16 protein-coding genes are annotated in these 23,293 nt (G+C 46.4%); 10 read left to right on the top strand and 6 right to left on the bottom strand.

Annotated elements, in window-relative coordinates; all coding sequences use genetic code 11:
* The first annotated feature begins 270 nt into the window (after nucleotides 1–270).
* Together ACL9RM_RS01205 and ACL9RM_RS01210 are read left to right on the top strand one after the other, a co-directional pair.
* Complete coding sequence (locus tag ACL9RM_RS01205) at nucleotides 271–2,229, top strand: acyltransferase family protein (RefSeq protein ID WP_250268979.1); 1,959 nt, start codon at nucleotides 271–273, stop codon at nucleotides 2,227–2,229.
* A gap of 196 nt (nucleotides 2,230–2,425) precedes the next feature.
* Entirely contained in the window at nucleotides 2,426–3,358 is a 933-nt protein-coding gene (locus ACL9RM_RS01210; RefSeq protein ID WP_250266952.1) for a polysaccharide deacetylase family protein, read from the top strand.
* Between the two features lie 78 nt (nucleotides 3,359–3,436).
* Here ACL9RM_RS01210 and ACL9RM_RS01215 read toward each other — a convergent pair whose 3' ends face one another.
* The 3 genes from ACL9RM_RS01215 to ACL9RM_RS01225 all read right to left on the bottom strand — a co-directional run bounded on the left by ACL9RM_RS01215 (nucleotide 3,437) and on the right by ACL9RM_RS01225 (nucleotide 7,611).
* Nucleotides 3,437–4,564 carry a glycoside hydrolase family 88/105 protein gene (locus tag ACL9RM_RS01215; protein ID WP_250266951.1) on the bottom strand — a complete coding sequence of 376 codons (1,128 nt, stop codon included), beginning with the start codon at nucleotides 4,562–4,564 and terminating at the stop codon, nucleotides 3,437–3,439.
* A 49-nt stretch (nucleotides 4,565–4,613) separates the two neighbouring features.
* Nucleotides 4,614–6,146 carry an MFS transporter gene (locus tag ACL9RM_RS01220; protein ID WP_250266950.1) on the bottom strand — a complete coding sequence of 511 codons (1,533 nt, stop codon included), beginning with the start codon at nucleotides 6,144–6,146 and terminating at the stop codon, nucleotides 4,614–4,616.
* A 112-nt stretch (nucleotides 6,147–6,258) separates the two neighbouring features.
* Nucleotides 6,259–7,611, bottom strand: a complete 1,353-nt coding sequence (locus ACL9RM_RS01225; RefSeq protein ID WP_061829520.1) for a right-handed parallel beta-helix repeat-containing protein — start codon at nucleotides 7,609–7,611, stop codon at nucleotides 6,259–6,261.
* A 331-nt stretch (nucleotides 7,612–7,942) separates the two neighbouring features.
* On the opposite strand from ACL9RM_RS01225, the gene lepB reads away from it, so the two are divergent.
* Nucleotides 7,943–8,563, top strand: a complete 621-nt coding sequence (lepB, locus tag ACL9RM_RS01230) for a signal peptidase I (RefSeq protein WP_250266949.1) — start codon at nucleotides 7,943–7,945, stop codon at nucleotides 8,561–8,563.
* 249 nt (nucleotides 8,564–8,812) lie between these two features.
* On the opposite strand, the gene ACL9RM_RS01235 is transcribed toward lepB, so the two are convergent.
* Together ACL9RM_RS01235 and ACL9RM_RS01240 are read right to left on the bottom strand one after the other, a co-directional pair.
* Entirely contained in the window at nucleotides 8,813–9,643 is an 831-nt protein-coding gene (locus tag ACL9RM_RS01235) for a carbohydrate ABC transporter permease (protein WP_013312583.1), read from the bottom strand.
* On the bottom strand, nucleotides 9,643–10,539 hold the full coding sequence (locus ACL9RM_RS01240; protein ID WP_134904268.1) for a carbohydrate ABC transporter permease: 897 nt from the start codon (nucleotides 10,537–10,539) through the stop codon (nucleotides 9,643–9,645). The genes ACL9RM_RS01235 and ACL9RM_RS01240 overlap by 1 nt, the downstream gene beginning before the upstream one ends.
* 122 nt (nucleotides 10,540–10,661) lie before the next feature.
* Here ACL9RM_RS01240 and ACL9RM_RS01245 point away from each other — a divergent pair, with 122 nt between their 5' ends.
* From ACL9RM_RS01245 to ACL9RM_RS01275, 7 genes are all read left to right on the top strand, one after another.
* Nucleotides 10,662–12,521 carry a cache domain-containing sensor histidine kinase gene (locus tag ACL9RM_RS01245; RefSeq protein ID WP_250268978.1) on the top strand — a complete coding sequence of 620 codons (1,860 nt, stop codon included), beginning with the start codon at nucleotides 10,662–10,664 and terminating at the stop codon, nucleotides 12,519–12,521.
* On the top strand, nucleotides 12,514–14,160 hold the full coding sequence (locus tag ACL9RM_RS01250; RefSeq protein ID WP_250266948.1) for a response regulator: 1,647 nt from the start codon (nucleotides 12,514–12,516) through the stop codon (nucleotides 14,158–14,160). Before ACL9RM_RS01245 ends, ACL9RM_RS01250 begins: the two co-directional genes overlap by 8 nt.
* A 106-nt stretch (nucleotides 14,161–14,266) precedes the next feature.
* A complete protein-coding gene (locus ACL9RM_RS01255) occupies nucleotides 14,267–15,571 on the top strand; it encodes an extracellular solute-binding protein (RefSeq protein WP_061829516.1) in 1,305 nt (434 codons plus the stop codon).
* Between the two features lie 319 nt (nucleotides 15,572–15,890).
* Nucleotides 15,891–16,919, top strand: coding sequence for an NADH:flavin oxidoreductase/NADH oxidase (locus ACL9RM_RS01260; RefSeq protein ID WP_250266947.1), 1,029 nt, complete (start codon nucleotides 15,891–15,893; stop codon nucleotides 16,917–16,919).
* A 173-nt stretch (nucleotides 16,920–17,092) separates the two neighbouring features.
* Nucleotides 17,093–18,019: an ABC transporter ATP-binding protein gene (locus ACL9RM_RS01265; RefSeq protein ID WP_250266946.1), complete on the top strand. Its 927-nt coding sequence runs from the start codon at nucleotides 17,093–17,095 to the stop codon at nucleotides 18,017–18,019.
* Complete coding sequence (locus ACL9RM_RS01270; protein ID WP_323873129.1) at nucleotides 18,012–18,722, top strand: ABC transporter permease; 711 nt, start codon at nucleotides 18,012–18,014, stop codon at nucleotides 18,720–18,722. The genes ACL9RM_RS01265 and ACL9RM_RS01270 overlap by 8 nt, the downstream gene beginning before the upstream one ends.
* Nucleotides 18,723–18,750: 28 nt before the next feature.
* A complete protein-coding gene (locus tag ACL9RM_RS01275; RefSeq protein ID WP_250266944.1) occupies nucleotides 18,751–19,485 on the top strand; it encodes an ABC transporter permease in 735 nt (244 codons plus the stop codon).
* A gap of 204 nt (nucleotides 19,486–19,689) precedes the next feature.
* Here ACL9RM_RS01275 and ACL9RM_RS01280 read toward each other — a convergent pair whose 3' ends face one another.
* Nucleotides 19,690–23,280 (bottom strand): family 14 glycosylhydrolase, encoded by a 3,591-nt coding sequence (locus tag ACL9RM_RS01280; protein WP_250266943.1) that lies wholly within the window; start codon nucleotides 23,278–23,280, stop codon nucleotides 19,690–19,692.
* Between the last annotated feature and the right edge of the window lie 13 nt (nucleotides 23,281–23,293).

Consider the following 23,293-nt stretch of genomic DNA (forward strand, 5'->3'; position numbering starts at 1 on the left):
ATAGAATACTAATAAAAAGGCATTTTCTTCCTAAGGGAAGAGATGCCTTTTTTTGTATATCTATCAGTGGTTACCTAACTGTGGAAAGGAATGATATAATAAAAACATTGTCATTAATTTTAACTTCATTGAAATCATTACGATTATGAAGTTTTATATAATGAATGAAAAGGCTACAGGGCATCGCAGACGATGTGCAGGAGAGGGAAAGGGCAGAAGAGCATTGAAACAGACAGGGAGCTTGAATTTGCAAGAAGGACGGCGGCTGAAATGAAGTCTAATCGGTTGTCGTCACAACGTCGTTATATGCCAGGTTTGGATGGTTTAAGAGCGCTGGCGGTCATCGCAGTCATTGTGTATCATCTGAATCCGGATTGGTTGCCGGGGGGTTTGTTGGGTGTAGGCGTGTTTTTTACTTTGTCGGGGTATCTGATTACAGATATTTTGGTGAGTCAGTGGGATACATATCATAGTTTTAAAATGAAAGATTTCTGGTTGCGTCGTGCCAGAAGGTTGCTGCCTGCCATGTTGACGGTTGTGGCTGTCATTGTCCTGTGCTCGTTGCTTTTCGATCCGTCACGGCTAACGGCCTTGCGCGGAGATGTACCTGCCGCATTGGTGTATATGAGCAATTGGTGGTTTATTTTCCATCAGGTTTCGTATTTTGAAAGTTTCGGCCCACCTTCTCCGCTTGGGCATCTGTGGTCGCTGGCGGTGGAGGAGCAGTTTTATATCCTGTGGCCCTTACTGCTGGCGCTCGGGCTAAAATTCATGCCCAAGCGTATTGTGCTCGCAGGCTGGGTAACTTGTCTGGCATTAATATCTGCGCTCTTGATGGCCGTGATTTACGTACCGGGAAGCGACCCGAGTCGGGTGTATTACGGCACGGATACGCGTGGATTTGCTTTACTAATTGGTGCGGCACTGGCCTTGGTGTGGCCAAGCGGCAAGCTGAAAGAGCAAGCTTCTGCTAAGGCGCGTATGCTTCTGGACAGCATCGGTGCAATAAGCTTGCTCTTGCTTTGTCACTGGGCGTGGGCCTCGAATGAATATGACCCATCTCTGTACCGGGGCGGCCTGCTGGGCATAGCTTTAGTCACTGCTATTGTGGTCGCAGCGTTGGCACATCCGGTAAGCCACCTTGGTCGTCTGCTTGGAATCAAGCCGCTACGTTGGATTGGAGCCCGTTCCTACGGACTGTATCTGTGGCATGTTCCGGTTATCACGCTAACGACGCCTCAGGTAGATACCGATGGCGTGCATGTGCTGCGCATCATTTTACAATTGCTAGCTACCATATTGCTGGCGTCTCTCTCGTTTAAATATATCGAGGAGCCGATCCGCCATGGAGGATTCCGCCACTGGATCACAGGAATCCGTTCTGCGGTTCGTAGACAGGCGCGGTGGAGATGGATGCCTACAACTACAGCGGCTGTGCTGTTTGTAGGTATTCTCGTGGGTACCGTCCACCTGTACGTGGCTTCTCCTGATGCAACGATTCAGGCGGCATCAAGCGATGAGAATCCAGTCGCAAAGGCAAAGGCGATGCCGCCGCTTCACGGAACGGTATCCGTGGCTTCCAAGGAGCCCCAAGCCATCAAGCTGCAAGGGTCCGAGGGCAGCAAGGCGCAGACCCCAGTCCCGTCTCAAACCCAGACGCCTAAGAATACGGCGGTCCAGGTTGGTACTACGGACGATGTTACGAAACCGTCGGAACCTTCGGACAAACCCAGAGAAGCTACGCCTATGACAGGTGATGGCTCGAGTGTTACCGCCATTGGAGACTCTGTCATGTTGGATGTACAGTCGTACATTCAGGAATCCTTCCCGGGAGCTGTTGTAGATGGGCGAATCGGCCGTCAGATGGCGGAGGCGCCTGCCGTACTGGAGCAGCTAAGACAGAACGGACAGCTCGGTAAGACGGTTATTATTGAGCTAGGCACGAACGGCGCTTTTACCAAGGACCAGTTATCCGATCTGTTGGCTAGCCTGAAGGATGCGAAGCGTATTATACTTGTGAATACCCGTGTACCTCGGCCGTGGGAGAGTATTGTGAACAAGCATCTTGCCGAAGCAGCGTCCCAGGACCCGCGAATTACAATGATTGACTGGTACGGAGCCAGCTCCGGCAAAAACTCCTATTTCGAGCATGACGGAGTACATTTAAAACCTAAAGGTGCTAAAGCTTATGCGTCCTTGTTGGCTCAGGCCCTAACGAAGCAATCGTAATAAACTGCAATGATACTCATAAATTATGTAAATGCAAGACAAGAAAGCCACCGGGAGTAGGTTGTCCTCTGGTTGAAGCACATCCCTAAATTTTCATCGGCTAAACCTAAGGGTTTTTCCAATGTCTATTCTAAGGTGTGTACATCAACCCTGATCCGGTGGTTTTTCTTATTTTAGTATGGAGGTACATAAGCTAATGGAAAAGGGCTATTCACATAGTAGGACAATGGAGCACCGCTTGAAGAGGAACAGAAAAAGACTCATTTGGATTGCTATTTTATTATTTGTGGCAGGTTGTATTACTTTCATTGCAATAAAGGTCTCAGATAACAAAACACATGCGCCAACACAGGAGCTTGCTAAAAAGACAGATTCCGTATCCAAGGACTCATCAAAAGGTAAAGCGGTCTCTCCAAAAAGCGACCCCGAAGTAGAAGATGGTGCCTTTGTCGAAAAATATTTAAAGCAGCAAATGCTAGGGCAGATGCCCGATGGAGCCGATGGTAAAAAAGTGGCCTACTTATCCTTTGATGATGGTCCATCCGTGACGGTAACACCTAAAATATTGGACATTCTGAAAAAACAGAAGGTCAAGGCAACCTTTTTTATCGTAGGAAAAGAAGCCGATGAAAATGAACATACCAGGAACATTATCAAAAGAATTGTTAAAGAGGGTCATGCGATAGGAAACCACACGTACTCTCATAATTATAAGTATTTATATCCTAACAGGCGGGTAAGCACGGACCATGTTATGCAGGATATTGAGAGGAACAATAAGGTATTAAAAAGTATTCTAGGGCCAGAATTCACCACAAGAATGATCCGGTTTCCGGGGGGCCACATGACATGGAATAGAAGAGATCCACAGGGGATGGCTGCTTTGGATAAAGTCTTACTTCAGAAGGACTATCATCAGGTAGATTGGAATGTACTAACGAAGGATGCAGAGGGAGCATCCAAGAAAGCCCCTGGACTAATCAACCAATTTATGAGATCAGTGAAAGGTCGAGAAAAAGCCATCATACTCATGCATGACACCTATGGTAAAGAAGAAACTGCAAAAGCTTTGCCGCAAATTATAGAATATCTAAAAAAACAGGGATATGAGTTTAAGGTAATGAAGTAAGATATGTTTATATATAAGAAAAGGACGGGGCTGATGGCCACCGTCCTTTTTGTTATTAAGGTATATCGTTCGCGTGTTTTAGATGCGCTCTGCTTCACCCATCGCCTGAATGAAAGCACCGATACCTTTGGGGTCGTTGGTTATAATCGGCTCACTGATATAGTAAGCGAAGGTACCGTCCCGACGATCTTTACCACCCAAACCGCTTACTTGCACCGTTTTGTTCAGATTCACGAGTCCTTCTTCAGTGATCGTGATAAATTCATCAATAATTCCCTTACGGATGATTTCGGCCTCTTGACGATAATGCTCTGGCAGATAGCCTTTGCGAACGCCCTTGGCAATAGCATAGAGAATCATGCAGGAAGCAGAGGCTTCCAGATAGTTGCCTTTCACATGGCCCAGGTTAAGCACTTGATAAAAGACTCCACTTTCTTTATCACGCACATTCAGCAGGGCTTCTAGTGTTTCCGTCAGCATATCAATCAGGACGGGACGGTCTGCATGATCCTCTGGAATATAGTCCAGCACGTCAACGAGTGCCATAACGAACCAACCCATCGAGCGTCCCCAGAAATTTTTAGAGCAGCCTGTTTCCGGGTTGCACCAATGCTGCTCACCCTTCTCATCCCAAGCATGGTAGAGCAGGCCTGTTTCAGGATCACGCGTATGTTCGTAGCAAAGCTTGAATTGCAGGGTCACATCGTCAAACTCTGACGGATCTCCGAATTCGCGGATGAATTCAGCATAGAACGGGGCACCCATGTACAAGCCGTCGAGCCAAATTTGATACGGATAAATTTGCTTATGCCAGAATGCGCCCTCGCTTGTGCGTGGGTGTTTTTCCAGTTGACTGCGTAATTGGTAGGCTGCCTTTTTGTATCGTTCATCTCCTGTGGCACGATACAGCGAGAAGAGCAGCTTGCCGTTATTCACGTGGTCAATATTGTACTCATCTACTTTATAGCGCTGAATTACGCCATTTTCGTCAACAAAATGGTCCATATGTTTTTTTATAAATTCCATGTACTTGGGATCGCCTGTCAGTTCGCCAACCCATTCCAGACCTCTGTAAATGACACCGTGGTCATATTCCCATTTTTCATAAAATTCCGGGCTCCGTTGCAGAACGGAATCGCTCATACGTACAGCCCAAGAATCTGTTTTTGTAGGACTGGTGGTTGGTTGTGATGTTGGATTTGCCATGATACAGTCACCTCTTTAGTAAATGTTTAATCTGTAATTGTTATTGTTGTTACATAGATGGAGTGTGTGTCTTAGGGTCAACGGGTTTGTTCTTGAAGCCCACGTTATTGTTACCCCAGCACCGATCGTAACTGAAGCCTGTCAGTTCCTCGAATACCTTCCGGGCTTCCGGTTTGGCTGATTTCATGGAGCCACCGTTTTTGAGGCGGTCAATTTCGGCGATTAGCTTCTTGTGGCTGTCAATATCCAGCTTCATCACGACAGAAGCAATCATACCGATGATCGCGAGAATGATAGTACCAACCACAAGTACATAAAAGATGGCGTGCTGAGCAGCGACGGGCTGACTATCAGCCCCGGATACAAAGCCAAAATGCTGTAACACCCAGCCGAGAATGAAGACGACAACGGCCCGCACCATTTTTCCGGCAAAAGTCATCATACCTGCATAAATACCTTCCCGGCGACGGCCGGTCAACGCTTCATCCACATCGGCAAGGAACGTGTATTGATTCCAAGGGATGTAGTAGACGCCCCCAGTACCAAGCCCCATGAACAGGGTGATGACATATAGCCATACCATCGTATTCGAGGCTCCCGTTATATAGAGCAGGCCATAACCTGCTACGCTAAAGCAAACGACAACGAGTGCGGCGATGAAAGGCATACGGAACCCTTTACGCACGCAGAATTGGATGAAGAAATAGGTAGAAATCAATTGAATGACAGAGTTAAAGCTGTTCAAATTGGATACCATCTCCGAGCTTTGGAACAAGGAGAAGACAATAAAGTACGTAAAAGCAGAAGTAAACAGCCACTCAGCTGAAAAGCCGCCCAGGTACATCCCGAGATGATGACGGAACGTCTTGACTCGGAAGGTAGAGGAAATGTCGACAAACAACTTTTTCATCGAATCTATAAAGGAAAGCGGAGCTTCACCTTCCAGTTCCTTTTGCAGTTCCTCACTTGGACGTTCCCAGGAGTTTTTGTACAAGAATGCCATCGCAATCAGCAGAATAGCTGCAAAAACGAGACCGGTATAAAAGAAAGGCAATGGAGAGTCTTTGCCATACTCGGCAATAAAGCGACCAGGGATAAAAGCGGCAGCGAAATTTGCAATTTTGCCAAACATGGCCTTCCATCCAGTCAATCTGGAGCGTGCGCCGAAGTCCCGTGTCATCTCTGACGCTAGTGCTTCATACGGCACCATGACAGAGGTATACACCAGTTCAAACAGCACGTACGTACTCAGGTAATACCAGAAGCCCAACCCATCTACCCAAAGCATCGGATACACGAGCATCAGCGGGATACCCATCATGATGAAAAAGCGTCGTCTGCCGAATTTACGGCCCAAGCGGGTCCGGTGAAAGTTATCGCTGATAAAGCCCATGACCGGATTGCTGACTGCATCTATGATGCTGGCAACAGAGAAAATGGCCGCGGCCTGAACGGGAGACAGTCCGCAAAAGGTTGTATAAAAGTACATTAACCATGCACCGCTAATAGCAAGTGCGCCACTTCCTAGCATGTTACCGCTTCCATAGGCGAGTGTATGTTTCAGTGTGATTCTTCGTTCCATGATCTGTTCACCTCATATTTTGTCTGGTTATGAGGACAATCACCGGTCGCTATATTATGCAAAATTGTCTGAGTTGGTAGATGGGCCAGGGCGTCCTGATTAGGCGAGGCTTTTAACGTGCCCCTATATTTTTTCCGCTCGGAGTACCCGAGCCGATCAGATCGCTTCCTTTGGCCAGCTTAAGGAAATCACCTAGCTGGATGGAACCGTCTGCACTTCGAGTGATAGAAGGCGTGAGGCTAACAAAGTCGTCTGCACTGACTACCAGACCTTTGGCATTCGTCGATTTCTTGTTTTTCCACCAAACGCTAGAGTCGTCCTGATCTGTACCGCTTGTTTTATCACTTGCTGTTCCTTCAAAAGAAAGATTGTTAATGAACACGTGGTCACCCTTGTCAAAAGCAAAATTACTTTGTCCATTGTCCCACGAAGTATTATTGGTCAACGTAATGCTGCCGGGGTTGCTATTGTAGGTGAAGCCGTGTTTTTTGTTCTGGAAAGCAATACTGTTTTTCACAATATGGTTGACTTTGATTTTGTCTCCACCCAGCTTAAAGCCGTTGCCGTCGCTGTTCGCGGTAGACGTTCCATCTGCGGTCTGCCCGTTGTGGTGGGCCACACTGTTCAAAATGGTTACTTCGCCGATAGGACCCGTTTCGGTTTTGCTATACAAATCCCAGCCATCGTCTACGTTGTACGCAGCCAAGCAGTTATCAAACACATTGCCTGATCCCACAGTCAATTTGGCAGCGAAGCCATCGGCATCCTCACCATTATCGGGATCAGCGTTATCGTGAGAGTAAGAATTCAAAATCAAATTGTTCGATGGCCACTCACTAGTGGAAGCGTTAGGGGAGTAACGTCCAAGCTGAAGTCCAGTATCCCGGTTGTGGTGGGTTTCCACGTTTTCGATTCGGTTATTGCTGCCGCCGATATAGATACCATTATCTCCGGCCCCCTTTACTTCAAGGCCCTTTACCAGCCAAAAGTCTCCGTTAAGCTGAAGTCCACGATTGGCTGAACCAAAGGCTTGAGCAGAGAAATCAAGTACTGGCTTTTCACTACCGTAAGCGACCAACCCTTTGAGTGAGCCGTTATTGCCGCTATTTTCACGCTGAATTGTAACCGTTGAGGAGTAGGTGTAGTTACCACCGCGCAGGTAAATGGTTTTACCAGGAGCAATTTGTGTAAGTGCTGCTTCGAGCGTGGTAGGACTGGATATTGTACCCGGATTGGACACGTTACCATTTGGCGCCACATACAAATCTCCTGCCGCTAATGTTGTGGAGACGGTGGTTGAGTCGGTTGTACTAACTGCCTCTTCTGTAAGTGCGGAAGAAGGGATGTCGTTGGATAAAGTATCTGCGTAAGCGGTTCCAATAAGGCAAGAAGAAGCAAAAACAAAAGAAACACCGAGTCTTAGAGCGTTAAATCCGGTTTTTGGACGATCATTTCGTTTAAACATGTAATTTCCTCCTTATTTGAGCTCATATTTTAAAAGAAGATAGCATCTATAAAAGTGACTCATGCTGTCTTTCCACTAAAAACAGGACACCTCCTGGGGGAACAGATTGATCTACCATTAGTCCAAAACGCTCTAAGAAGTATATGCACAGTGTAATATATGTTAACGTTTGCATCAACAGTTTTTTACTGTTTTTTTGATATTGTGAAAAAAAGTTCACACTTTTGTTTCAACTAAAAATGTAGTTTTGCCAGACTGGGAAAATTTGATTATACTTAAACATTATACATATAATAGGAATGAAAACTGTGGGAAAGGGTGGGTTTAGCGCATGGAGAGTGGAAATCATTTGACGGATTCAACTGTCGAACAATTGCAGGAAAAGCGGCCACGAGTGAAAAATGAGATGATCGATTGGCTTAAGACCATTTTTGTAGCCATTGTGCTCGTGTTCATTATACGTTGGCTATTATTTGCGCCATTTATTGTTGAGGGAGCGTCCATGGAACCGAATTTCAAGACAGATGAACGAGTGGTCGTGAACAAGGTGATTTACGATTTTCGTGATCCCAAGCCGAGTGAGGTTGTTGTATTCCATGTGAGAAAGGAACAAAGAGACTTTATTAAGCGTGTTATTGGAGTGGCTGGAGATACGATTCAGTATCAAGGCGACAATCTTTATGTGAACGGTAAGAAAGTAGAGGAGTCATACATTCAGGGAGCTATTCAGGATGCGCACGCCAAGGGAGAACTATATAACAATGTTGATTTTCCAAATGGGACCATAACCGATTCCAAAGTACCTGAGGGTTATGTTTTTGTGATGGGCGACCACCGCAATAATAGTAGGGATAGTCGTGCTATTGGCTTTGTCTCTATTAAAGATATTGTTGGCCGTGCGGATGTGATTTTTTGGCCGGTGGATAGCGCACAATGGGTTAAGCATAAATAATATAAGAGCGCCTAAGAGGGGGGGGATTCCTCACTTAAGGCGCTTTTTATTTTATAATCTCATTATATTTTTTTCGTAAACGGGTCAGGAAGCTTGCTATGGACGAAATGCTAAAGGCGCTAGACCAATTTAAGGCTTAGCATGTGTACCATGGACAAGCCTGTTTAGGCCTGAACAGGTTGAAACCAAGAGGACTTGCGCGAACAACACGCAAGTCCTCTTTTTTGCATCTGGCTTCGCATCCTTGACTCAGCCTTTGACGGCTCCAGCGACGACGCCTTTGACAATGTATTTTTGCAGAAAAATAAATACGATGATCGAAGGCAGAACAGCCATTACCATCGCGGTCATGGCGTATTGCCAGTCTGACGTATACTGTCCGACAAAGGTATAGGCGGCCAGCGTCAGCGTTTTGGTGCTGGGTGAGCCGTTGACCATGAGTAACGGAAGCAGAAAATCGTTCCAAATCCACATCACGTCGATAATGACAATGGTGGCGGTGACTGATTTCAGCAAGGGAAAAATCACGGAAAAGAAAAGCCGGAAGCCCGAGGCCCCATCGATTTTGGCGCTTTCATCAATCTCAGCCGGAATACCTTTCACGAAGCCGTGATAGATAAACACTGCCAGCGGTGCGCCGAAGCCCCAATACAGCAAGCCAAGTCCCCAAGTGCTATCTGCCAGATTTAAGTCTTTCGCCAGTCGCAAGACAGTGAGCATGATGGACTGAAATGGGATCAGCATCGGCATAATGCACAGCATGTAAATCACGGAGCTCCATTTGCTTTTGGTTCTTGCCAGCTTGTAGGCCGCGATGGAAGATATCAGTACGATACCTGCCAGTCCGACGACGGTGATAATGGTGTTATTCAGAAATAGGCGCGGATAGTCAATGAATTTCCATACATATACGTAGTTATCCAGCGAAAGCTGCTTGGGCAGCGCAATAACGTCGGTCATGACCTCAGCGAAACTTTTGAACGAATTGTTAATGGCGAGAAACAGCGGGTACAAAAATAACAATGATAATACAATCATGCCCGCTTCTAGCAAAATACGTCCCGTACGGCTGCGTTGCATCAGGCTTCAACCTCCCTGCGTTTGAAAATAGACAATTGAATAATCGTAATGATCAGGACTGCAACGAATAAAATCAATGCTTTGGCTGTTCCGTAGCCATACAGATTGTTCTGGAACGTGTCCCGGTAAATATCATACGCAATGCTGTATGTTGTACCACCTGGCCCGCCGCCGGTCAGAGATAAAATGACGTCGAACACTTTGATCGAGTTGGTCAGTGCCATGAAGACCGAGATCGTAATAGAAGGTGCGAGCATCGGTAGAATAATACTGAAAAATCTCCGAATCGGCCCCGCGCCATCGACAATGGCAGCTTCTTTTAGATCCTCTGGCACAGATTGCAAGCCTGCAATATAAATGACCATGTAAAAGCCAATGGATTGCCAGATCGATACCGCCAAAATGGAAATAAACGCGAGCCCTTCCTCACCCAGCCAGCTTAGCTGGAAGATACCCCAGCCTGTACTGTGTCCCAGTGACTCAAAGCCTTGCATGAAGATGAATTTCCATATAAAGCCGACAATCACGAGACTGAGGATATACGGGATAAAGAAAGCCGCCCGCAGCCAAGCCGAGCTTTTCAGCTTCATATCGAGAACGAGCGCCAGCAAAATGGCCAGCACATTAACCAATACAATGTACAGAATGGCATACTTGACGGTAAACCAGGCTGCATGTGCAAAATTGGCGTCCCCAAGCAGGATTTGCTTGAAGTTATCCAGACCTACAAATTTCGGATGTTTGGATATGCCGTTCCACTTGGTCAGGGAATAGCGTATCGTCATCAAAAACGGAATATAAAATGCAATCGTAATGCATAGGATTACGGGCAGTGTGAATAAACCGAATTCCAGTTTACTGCCCTTGTCGCCCCAAGTTCCCCTTTTTTTCAGCATAACGCACCTCTTTTTCTCAACATTTTCCGCTCTTTCGCTCCAAGCTGTTTAAGATATAATGAAAGTATAGGATAGCCCCTAGGGCCGGACCAATGGATTTAAGAAAACAGTTGAGGGTAAAAATGTGTACGCTTTCAAAAGGGGCGATTATCATGATGTCAGAGCGTGTAGGAACGTTTCTTCGCTCTATGTGGAGGAGGATCACGCAAAAATTAGTGAACAAGCTCATTCTACTTTTTACCTCGGTGATTATTCTGGTGGTGGGCTCACTCACAATTATTTCCTATCAGATGATTGAAAAGGAGTCGGTTAACCATAGCATCGCCAGCACGACCAATAATCTGTTGCTGGTCAATCAGAATTTGGAGGATTACTTGGAGGGAATGCAGCAGTTGGCTCTTCCGCAGCTTCGTTATAACGATATCATGAACGCCATTGCCAATGAGAATCGAGACTATGCTTCGAGAATGGTCATTGAAAATTACTTGCGCAGCATGTTTTATTCACGTAATGATCTGGAAGCGATCTATCTGTACGTGGCGGACCGACATCAATACTATGTGGTCACCAGGGAGACATACAACATTACGGTGCGCAAAGGAATAAACACGGATATTCCCAAGCTTCCCTGGTATAAAGAGGCGATGGCTAGTACCACGAACGAATCATTTCAATCCTTTGTGGGATCCCGCTCTGATATGGGCTATGTGGCACCACAAGCCAGCTTTATGGCATACCATCGAGTGCTGAGGTCGATTGCATCCCGCCATCCGCAGGCGGTGCTGTCCTTTTATTACAATACGAGCGCCGTGGACGAAATCATGCAGAACATTCCACTGGGCAAAGGGGACCAATTGATGCTAATGAGCCCTAAAGGGGTTCCCTTTTATGTGAACAGCTTTCCGCTATATGAGCGGATGCGTGATTCTGGAGTGTTGACACAGATCGGCAAGGGAAGAAGCGGGCGAGTAACGTGGTCAGATAGCAGTGGGGATCAGGAGTATTTGGTCGTCTATGATGTTGGTGAAAAAGAGGGGTGGCAGCTCATTAAGCCCATCCCATACCGCCAGATTTATGAAGCAGCTACGACAACACGGAATTGGAGCTATGCCATCGGAGCTTTATTTTTAGGTGTGTCTATTATATTAGTGACACTGACCTCGAACGCCATTACCCGACCTTTACATAAGCTGTCCACCCAGATGAAGCGGTTTAGCACCGGAGATTTTGGAGCAACAGCTCCTGTGAAGGGACATGACGAGATTGCATATTTGTCGCTGCATTTTAACGAAATGGTACAAAGAACCGAAGAACTTATTAATGAGCGCTATCGCATGAAGCTGGTCGAAAAGAACGCCATACTCAAGGCGTTGGAGGCTGAAATTAATCCTCATTTTCTGTACAATGCCCTGCAAGCCATATCCACACAGGCATTAAAGCGGGAGATGTTCGACATGGCGGATATGGTGGATGCGTTGGCCCAAACGTTGCGGTATTCCATCAACGGCAAGGATATCGTAGTTGCCCGCGAAGAGCTCAAGCACATTGAACGGTATATAGGTCTGCAAAAAGCAAGGTTCGGAGCGAGACTGCGGGTCGAAGTGGTATGGGAAGAAACGCTGATGGAGCTGCCGATTCCGAGATTATCTGTGCAGACGTTGGTGGAAAACGCTATCAAGCATGCGTTGGAAAAAGTATCAAGCGATATTCTGATCGTCATTTCAGCCGAATCGAATTCTACAAATGCCACAATTACAGTCAGGGACAACGGACCTGGAATTTCAGAGGACAAGCTGAAAATGGTGCTGGATTCATTCCATGAAAAATGGGAAGAACGGGAGAGCGAGCATATTGGTTTGAAAAATCTGAACACACGGTTGAAGCTTTTGTATGGAGATCAGGCAGGATTATTCATACTTACGGATGAAACGGGAACGGAAATGAGAATGCAAATTCCCCGGGGAGGAAGTAGTCATGTATAACGTATTGATTATTGACGATGAGGAGCCATTGCGCGAAGCCATTCGTATTATCGGGGATTGGGACGGTCTGGGCATCGAACATATTTATGAGGCGACGAATGGAAGGTTGGGACTGGAGCTGTTGGGTCAGCACCATATAGATGTGGTGATGGTCGATATGAAAATGCCTGAGCTGAACGGTATCGAATTTCTTCGTGCCATCGAAAAGGCATATCCCCACCTGCTGACGATTGTCATTAGTGGCTACAATGACTTTGAATTTACACGGCAGGCGATTCAATCCCGGGTGGTGGACTATCTGCTCAAACCTATCAATCGTCAGGATCTGAACCAGGCACTGCGCAAAGCAGTGGACATTCTGGAAAGTCGAGAGCAAAGCAAAAACAAGTTCATTAGCCAGAACATTACGCTGAATATGTCACTGCCGAAGCTGAAAGAGAAGCTATATTTGTCCATTTTGGACGGTAGCTTTAAAAGGCAGGCCAATACGGCGTTGCTCCCATTGATCGGAGCGGATCAGCCGGGGAATCGCTTTGGGGTGATCGTGCTGCGGCTGCTGAACAGGGATGAGATTCGCAGGACGCGTTTTCATGGCGATGCCGATCTGATGGATTTTGCCGTGACCAATGTGTTAGCTCAGACGTCAGATGAACGGTTGAGTTGTTTTAGCTTCTCCCATCCGCGACGGGAGCGTGAGGTCGTTTCGATCTGTACCTTGGCCCCAGGACAAGAAGAACATATGGCCTTACTATTGGCACAAGTGACACAGAAGGCGGTGGCGAACCTGCATGGGCTGTTCAGCATGGTAGTAGTTGCCGGATTGGGTAAGCTCTGCACAGATGTATTGGAGCTAGCGTCTGCTTATATGGATGCCAAGACGCTCATTCACAGCACGGATGTGTTGAAGCTGGAAGGGGAATCCATTCTTCATACAGTGCCACGGCAAACGGGTACGTTAGAGGAAATGTCATGGACGGAGCGACTGTTGTCGATCCAAAAGGATGCTCAGACAGGTCAGGCGAACCGGGCAAAGGTACTGCTGGGCGATCTGCTGAAACAATTGGCATCAGGCCCTATTTTCCGTTTACAGGATGCGGATCGAATGATGAAGGAGTTCCATTTTTTACTGAGAGAAGCTGCGATTGAGTTGGGTGCGTCTACGTCAGCGTTGAATCAAGATGGAGCTTTGGAAGAACCGGAGCAAGTGGGGGAAAGCGATTTGTCTGCTGATTTTACGAGCTTTGTCCACTACGGTCAGAGATTGAATCGGATGCTGGAGCTTTACATTGCTGGGGTCCAACATGCTCAAGCGGGGAACCAGCCCTTTGACATAACGGATATCAAAAGGCACATCGACCGTTATTATTTTGAGGATATTAAAATTTCGTTTTTTGCCGAAACCTATTTTTTGAGTCGGGAATACCTGATGAAGCTGTTTAAGCAGCAGTTTGGTTACGGTATTCACGAATATGTACAGAAGGTTAGAATGGACAAGGCGAAGGAGCTGCTGGGTGATTCTAGCCTGAAAATACAGGAAATCTCGGATATGCTCGGCTACAAAGATAAAAATTATTTCAGTAAGGCTTTTCGTAATTATTATCAGGTGTCACCGTCTGAGTATCGCGTGAGCCTGCAATAAACCACTTTTTTACCCTTAACGCTTCACTAATCTGCCTTTTTAAATTGGAGTATATTTTTTAGAATGAGCGCATGGACGTTGATCACAAACAAATGGGGGAGTATCCATGTTAAAGAAGATGATGGCGTTATCCGGCAGTTTGCTTTTGACGGTCGGTTTGTTGAGCGGATGTGGAAGCGGCGGCGGCACGGATGCGTCGAAAGAAAGTGCTGGCGGCAAAGAAGATTTGAAAACGGTTACAATAAACATGTTCACAGCTTCACCAGAGTATACCGATGCTTTTAACGCGTATATCGAGGAGTATAAGAAGGTCAAACCTAACGTGAAGATCAATCTGGAGATCATGCAGGCAGACTACAACACGATTCTGAAGTCGAAAATAGCCTCAGGTAGTACACCGGATGTATTCCAAACGACGGCAGGAGGCGACATCGACACGTATGCGGATTATAGCGCTGATCTGACCAATGAGCCGCTGGCAGCAGCCATGACGGATGCTGTTCGAGCGAATATGAGCTCCAGTGACGGCAAAGTGCTGGGACTCCCGGTAAAAGGGAACCTGTTTACGCTGATTTACAATAAGGATTTGCTTACCAAGGCTGGGGTAACCTCCCCGCCGAAGACGATTGCAGAAATGCAGGATGCGGTCACCAAGCTAGAGGCGAAGGGCATTACTCCATTTGCCAATGCATATAAAGAGTGGTGGGTATGGAAGCATATCTTCCAACACTATGTAGATGCTGCCGCGCAGGATGCAGGCGTGGAACCGAAGCAACTCGTTAGTGATTTTATCGCAGGCAAAGCAAAAATCAAGGACTACCCAGTGCTGTACAACAACTTCTTTAACTTCATTGATTTGACGGTGAAACATGGCACAGATAAGCCACTGGAACGGGACAGCAATGCGGAAGTAAGTGATTTTGCATCCGGAAAAGCTGCGTTTATGACGGGTAAAGGTGCATGGGATGAGGAAGCAATCAAGAAAATTAATCCTGATCTCAAGATTGGCATCATGGGATATCCGGTGAGTGACAAAGCTGATCAATCGGTTATCATTACCGGTGCGGATCAGGCGTTGCGTATCAACAAGGATTCCGAGGTATCGAAGGAAACAATTGAATTTTTCAACTGGCTGTACACTTCGGAATACGGTAAGAACTGGTTCTCCCAGGTAGCGAAGGTGATTCCTCCAATTAAGGATGCACCGCTTCCTGATCTGGAAATGCCTAAGGAAATGGAAAGCATTTTGAAAACGTCGAAGTCCGGTGATCTGTCTGTTAACTACTCGCTGGATACGTTCCACCAAAAATTTGGCGAGCTGATGCAGGCATATATCAGCGGTAACATGAATAAGGATCAGGCGGTTGCAGAGATTGAGAAGGCATGGGTGCAATTAGGTTCAGCACAATAAGATTGGTTCCGCAGAGGCGTCCGTAAGGGCGTCTTTTTGTATTATAGCTAGGAGGCGGAGAGGGGGTGGACAAAAAAATATTTAATAATATTTAAATATTTACTTGCAAAAAGTTATTGAGTTGTGGATAATAGGTTGTGTGCAATATATCTACACCATACGACATACATAATGACTGCAAGTTGCAAATGTGAGAGATCCCCCGTTGGAGGAATCTCTTTTATTCCGTTTGGACTATGCCGATTATGTTTTTAATAGACCGTGTAATTTGAAGCGTATTTTTCGTTTATGTGACGAAGATAAAAAGGAGATGAACGTTTTGACGAATTCGTTGTTTACACCGTATACACTGAAAGATTTGGAATTAAAGAATCGTGTGGTGATGCCCCCGATGTGCCAATACTCGGTGACAGCCAAGGACGGGATTCCGAATGATTGGCATCATGTCCATTACCTGAGCCGGGCTATTGGAGGCACGGGCCTGATTATTATAGAAATGACGGACGTGGAACCGGATGGACGGATTACAGATTATGATCTGGGTCTTTGGTCAGACGAGCATGTCCCAGCTTATAAGAAGCTGGTTGACGGCATTCATGCGCACGGGTCCAAGGTAGGTATCCAGATTGCTCACGCGGGCCGTAAAGCTGAGGATGCAGCTGAGCCAGTTGCTCCTTCCGCGATTGCATACCCGGATGCGAATTATAAACAGCCACGCGCGCTTACGACGGAGGAAGTCCGTGGCATGGTGCAGAAATTTGCAGACGCTACCCGGCGTGCAGTTCAAGCGGGCGTGGATACGATTGAACTGCACGGGGCACATGGTTACTTGATTCACCAATTCCATTCGCCAGTTACAAACAAGCGGGACGACGAGTACGGTAAGGATTTATCGCGTTTCGGCGTTGAAGTCATTCAGGCTGTACGCAAGCAAATGCCTGCGGGTATGCCGTTAATCTTACGCATCAGCGCGGTGGAATACGTAGATGGTGGGTACGATGTGGATCATGCCATTGAGCTGAGCCGTGCATATCAGGCGGCAGGCGTAGACGTGATCCATGTTAGCTCGGGCGGGGAAGGCCCTGCAGGCGCCAGAAAGCCGGGCAACTATCCGGGCTATCAAGTGCCGTTCGCACGCCAAATTCGCGAGGCACTGAACATCCCGGTGATTGCTGTAGGCTCGTTGGATGACCCAGCCTTGGCGCAGTCCGTTATCGGCAACGAGGATGCCGATCTGGTCGCTGTGGGACGCGGATTGCTGCGCGATCCATATTGGGCGATTCATGCAGCAGTGATGCTGCGCGGCGAGGAGCCTTCCATACCTGAACAATATCAACGTGGCTACTGAGGCCTAAGTAATCCCACGTTGTTTATATATAAACAAGGCACCTGCAACGAAGTGTACGCTTCGTCAGGTGCCTGTTTTGTTTTATGGACAGATGGTACAGTGTAAGCAATCTTACAGGTAGTAGTGGTTATATTTTGTATACTTGTATTATTTAGTGATTAGGAGGTTTGAAAGTGGATTATATTATCGAAACGAAAAAGCTCCGCAAACAGTTTGGGGGGGCTGTAGCTGTAGACGACATATCCTTACATATGGAGCGTGGCAGTATCTACGGTTTCCTCGGTGAAAATGGAGCTGGTAAGACAACCACTATCCGCATGCTAATGAGGCTAATTGAGCCTACAAGTGGGGAGGTTTTTTTATTTGGCGAGCGGCTGGAGAAAAACCATCCTTCTATTTTCTCGAAAATAGGTACAATTATCGAAACGCCTGGTTTATATGAAAATTTGAGCGCACGCGACAATCTAAGAATTTGCTGTATGTATATGGGGGTGCAGGACGATGGAAGGATAGAACGTACCCTAACCACGGTGGGATTAGAGCATACCGGCAAAAAAAAGTTTAAGGATTTTTCCCTAGGGATGAAGCAAAGATTAGGGATTGCGAGGGCGCTTGTTCATGACCCTGAGTTGCTTATATTAGATGAGCCGACGAACGGACTGGACCCATCTGGAATTAAGGAAATTCGTCAGCTATTGAAGCGGTTGTGCGAGGAAGAAGGAAAAACGATTCTTATTTCCAGTCATATCTTGAGCGAAATTCAGCAGTTAGCTACACACATCGGGATTATACATAATGGAAAGCTGTTAGCGGAAGACCGTTTGAGTCGGTTGGAGGAAGGTTTTGAGCAATACACAGATGTAAAGGTAGACGATGCAGAAGCAGTGCAAGCATTTCTGCAAGAGCACATGAAGCAGCTTCAATCTGATGTGATATCCCCACAACAATTAAGAATTCATAGTCCGATTGAGAATACAGCCACGTTAAATAAACAGCTAATAGATCATCAGTTTTCAGTCTATGAGATACACACCTCAAAACAGACGCTAGAGGAGTACTTTCTGACTCTCATTTCGGGAGAGGATGTGCGACGTGATTAGAGCAGAACTCATTAAACTTAAAGGCTCTAAAGCCTTCTTGTTGAGCTATATTATATTACTGGCTGTTGTACTGTTGATGTTTGGATTGAACGCTATTTTTTACAGATATTCAATTGATAATCTAGGTTGGGACTACTATTTTACAAATATTGTTTCCTTGGTCAATATTGCAGCCGGATTTATCAGCTATTACATTTTAACGGGTCATATTTTTGCAAGAGAGTATCAGGAAAACACGCATCTGTTTATGTTTACCACGCCTGTCACCAGGGTTAAATTTTATTTTAGTAAATTGATCCTTATTTATGGATTTATAATGGTGTCCTTATTTTTCGTGCTGTTTTTGTCTGCATTATTAGGCATGCTCATTACAGATCGTCCCTTAACGATGGCTATCTGGGTATACCAAATCCAAGTGTTTGCTAAAATGTGTGTGATGCATGCGATGTTAATCCCAATTGCCTCTTTTTTTGCTATACGCTGGAAGAGCATCATGGTGGTTGTACTCGTAGTTTGTACTGCAATATTTTTGAATTTTATATACAAAAGTGAATGGTACCCTTGGATTGTGCCCTATCTCTTATCTCCTAATGAAAGAAATGCGACTATACCTACCAATGTTTCAATAGCATGGCTCAGCTTATCCGTGATCTTCCTTCTTGGATTGTTTTTATCCATATGGACATATCAGAGAAGAGCCTAAATGAAGATTTTTTGAAAGGAGGGCTACTATGTTTGACCTGTTTAGAGCAGAGTGCTTGAAGCTGAAAGAAACTAAAATTCTTTTTCTAAGTGTGTTTATTTTAATAGCAACCGTATTTTTGACTTTTAGTACTTACGCCATAAATCCTAAACTTTCCTTGGATCGTGATGGATGGAATGAATACTTTATGGATTTGGTATCCTCAATTAATTTAATAACTGGATATATGAGCTATTACATTTTGACCTGCTATATCTATGCGAGAGAATACCAGGAGAACACTCATATTGCACTGTTTACAAACCCAGTTCGCCGAACTCGGATTTACTTCAGCAAGCTGCTCGTTATCTATATGTACATCGCTGTTAGCCTGCTGTTAGCATTTGTGCTATCTGCGATATTGGGTACGTTTATTACGACCAGACCGCTAACTTTTGAAATCGTTATGTATCAGCTTGGGATATTCGCTAAAATGATTCTTATGCACGCTATGCTTATCCCGATCATCACGTTCTTCGCCATCCGTTGGAAAAAATTTGTGCATGCTATTATGGGAATGTGTACGGTCATGTGTTTAAATTTTGTTTTGGTAAATACACCGGGGAATACCTTTTATCCATGGACAGTGCCGTTATTGTTTTCTCCCCATGGCGACATGGGCAGAACATTTACGTATGTTCCTGGAGGGATCCTCAGTATTTGCTTTATTTTTGTGCTGGGTCTTTTTTTAGCATTGCGAAGTTATGTTCGTATAGAGAAATAAGTAGAGTATAACAAAAAGAAATAGACCGCCCTGGAGAGGGAAACACGGTCTATCTCTAATAGCTAGCCCTTATCAGCCGACCGCTCTTCAAAGCGGCTGCTGCCAAGAGTAGGGATGTTACCAGCATCCTTGCTCTTTTTTAGTATATCCTTCTATCATTTATTTTAGCACATCTGAATAACCAATATAACTGAATGCCGCTGTTTACTTGGTGAAAATTTTAACTTCCTTTGGAGCAAGAGTCACGGTGATCGAACCGTTGTTAATCTGAATGGAGTCGTTGCTCAGCTGGTTGGTCAGACGGGTACCGTTGGACAGATTGTCGAAGTTGCCAATCGTGCGAGTTTGACTGCTCCATGAGTTGTTGATAAGTACGATGGCCTCGTCGCCGTTTTTAGAGCGCTGGAAGCTGTAAAAGGAGTCGTCTACCCATTTTTCCTTTTGGCTCCCGTTTTGCAGGGCAGGGTGGCTGTTGCGCACACGGTTCAGCTTAGCGATGTACTGATACAGATCATGATTGGCGTTAAACACAACGTTTTCCCGGTTAGCAGGATCATCTCCGCCACTAAAGCCTTGCTCGGTGCCTTGATAGATGATAGGAATCCCGCGTGAGGTCAAAGTAAAGCCTAAGGCAGTTTTGAGCTGTGGCCATTTGTCATAGTTAGCACCCGGCTTGCCGGAGGCGTCATTCAGGAAACGTTTTACATCATGATTGTCGATAAATACACCGTTGGTCTGGGCATCGCGATAGTAACGATCATCGGAGTAGCGCTCCTTGATTTTTCTCATGGATTGATCGTGTCCGAACACGTCCTTGATTGTATAATACATCGGAAAATCTAATGCGGCATCGAGATATCGGGTGTAATTCCCCACATAAGCAGGGTCGCCATGGAAAATTTCACCCATGGTGAAGGTATTGGCGGCTTGGTCAAAATCCTTCAGGAACCCTTTGGGTACATGCTTCACAGTGTCCACCCGCAGTCCGTCGACCCCCGACTCGTTCAACAGCCATTTGATCCAGTTTTTGAGCTCATTTGCTGTTGCAGGGTTGTCCTGATTCAGGTCATCTAATCCAGCCACATCACCGTTTTCGATTTTCGATTGGTTGTTGGAGCTGTAGTCTGCTCCTGTGATGTCGCCATTGTGATGATACCAATCTGCTTTGTCAAAGGGAGCCTTGGCGATGCCGTTCCCAGGTTGAAAATCGCCGGTGTGATTGGGAACTACGTCCAGCATAACAGCGATATTTTTGTCGTGTGCCTTACCAACCAGCTCTTTGAACTTGTCCATGGTACCGAGATGTCCGTCTACCGCATAAAAATCATACGTATGATAGCCGTGGTAAGCGTATTCGCTCTTTTGCATCGTTACCGGAGTAATCCAGATGGCGGTAAACCCCATATTTTTAATGTAGTCGAGTTGGTTAATAATACCTTGAAAATCGCCACCGTGCCACTTGCGCTGATCGCTGTTGTTGGAATTGAAGCCACCGTAGTTATCGTTGGATGTATCTCCGTTGCTGAAACGGTCTGTCATGATAAAATAAATGCTCTGTTTGCTCCAGTCTGTGCCAAGGGGAGTGGGCTTGGAGAGGGTACCCGGATCTATAGAGGTGAAGGCGCTCGAAAGCGCCTCCGTTTGAGCAGTTACTTCAACTCCGTTAACATTGGGTGTGTAGGTAGAAGTGCTTACATTTAAGGATACACCCGAAAGTGTTTCTGTTTGGATAGGCCCTGCCACTTCGTTGAGGTCGGTTGTGTAGGTGGAAGTCACTACGCTGACGGCACTTCCTGAAGGTGCCCCCGTTCGGATAGATCCTGCAGCTCCGTTCAAGCCGGGTGTGTAGGTAGAAGTTCCAGTGCTGAAAAGGTAATTTTTCGTGTTGTTGCTGTCCCAGCTGTTATTGCCGTCGTTAAAAGCGGCTTCCAATTGGGCGGCAGACCCGATATCGACGGTAATTTTGGCATAGCCGCTAATTTCGGCATCCTGCATTTTCACACCAGGTGCAGCAGTCCAGCTACCACCAGCCGGACGGTAGTGAATGTAAGGCGAGTTAAAGCCTTTTTTGTAGTATACCGTTACCTTGTTAGTTGTACCGCCGCCATCCCCGGGATTCACGCCCGCTGGAGCGCCTGAAGTGATCGTTCCCGCATTGCCGCTGTTACCGGGCGTGTAAGTAGAAGTGCCCGTGCTGAAGGAGTAGTTTTTGGTGTTGTTGCTGTCCCAGCTGTTATTGCCGTCGTTAAAAGCGGCTTCCAATTGGGAGGCAGACCCGATATCGACGGTAATTTTAGCATAGCCGCTAATTTCGGCATCCTGCATTTTCACACCCGGTGCAGCAGTCCAGCTACCACCAGCCGGACGGTAGTGAATGTAAGGCGAGTTGAAGCCTTTTTTATAGTATATCGTTACTTTGTTGCCTGTACCGCCATTATTGTCAGGCTTGGCTTTGCTGATGATATATTGTTTGAATCCACTCAACTCACCGGTTGGTGAGCCATCATTGTTGACGAGATTGTTGATGCGCAATAACGTAAACCCGTGATAACCGAACTTCGTGATTTTCTCCTCGATTTTCTGGAATCCACTGCCGCCAGTCGGGAGTGCATTCTCACCATTCAGGCGAACACCCTTGGCATTCGCGATGGAGGAGACAGTATCAACCAGGGTGGACGGCAACGAATAATTCGGTGCTGTGCCACTGTCACTCATCTCCAGGCAAGTAAATGTCAAGTCTAGATCGGCATCCTTGAATTTCTGAATGAGACGGTTGTAATCATAATACCCACCTGCTTGCTCTGTGCTGTGCGGCATGGCAGGATTGTTCATTTGCCAGTGCAGACCGGAAATTTTGGCCCCGATCCGGACACCGAACACAGAATCGAAGTTTTTGTGGGCAGCTGCTCCGATGACGCCCAGATGCTTCTCAAGCACGCTTTGGTACCACGACAGAAAATCCTTCCCATACGTGGAATTATACCCGCCATTCGTATAAAATCCGTCCCCGTCGGTCGGCGGATTGATTTGGCTAAGGCTGCTCAGCTTGGTACCCCATGCTGCATTAATCTTGTCCATTGATCCATACTTTTCATTCATGGCCGTGCGGAACGCACTTTTGGCTGTTTCAGTGTAGGCTTGGAATTTGCCCCGTGCAGGATAACTCCATCCCGCTGCCGGATAGTATGAAGGATATCGCAATTCTCCAGAGGGCCCACCGCTTAAATAAATTTTGGGAATGATGCTTTTGTAGCTAGCAAAGGTTTGAGCAAATGAGGCATATAGCTCGTCATATTGTTTACCAGTCCCGCTCCATAATGGAGAGAGGGCTTCGTTATTGGCAAAACCGCTTTCGTCCTTGAACTGCATTTCATCTGCACTGCCCTTGCTCGACAGCCAGCTTGGCAGTGGGATGTTGCAGTCATCTCCCACATTTCCTCCACACTTATGCGTTGAGATGATAGGAACCCACTTCAGTCCCGCTTCTTTCACGGCATCTGCATAGGTCTTGTAGTAGCTCCAATCGAACTGGTTATCTCCTGCGCTCTCCACATAGCCCCACCAGACGTCGGTAGTGAGGGCATACACGCCATTGTTTTTCAACGTTTGCAGTTGCTTTTTAAAGGAACCCCAGTCATTAATTTTCGCCAGCGGTCCCATAACGGAAGCCTGAAAATCATCTGCAACCGCAGCGCTCGCCGTATTAGAGGGTGAGCCAATGAAGGCGGTCAGAGACAGCACAAGGCTTAGTAGAAGCATACACCCTTTTTTCCATAGACTTCGATACAAGGTCAAACCGATCATCCTC

Source organism: Paenibacillus sp. S29 (assembly GCF_049319765.1).
Taxonomy (GTDB): Bacteria; Bacillota; Bacilli; order Paenibacillales; family Paenibacillaceae; genus Paenibacillus; species Paenibacillus polymyxa_B.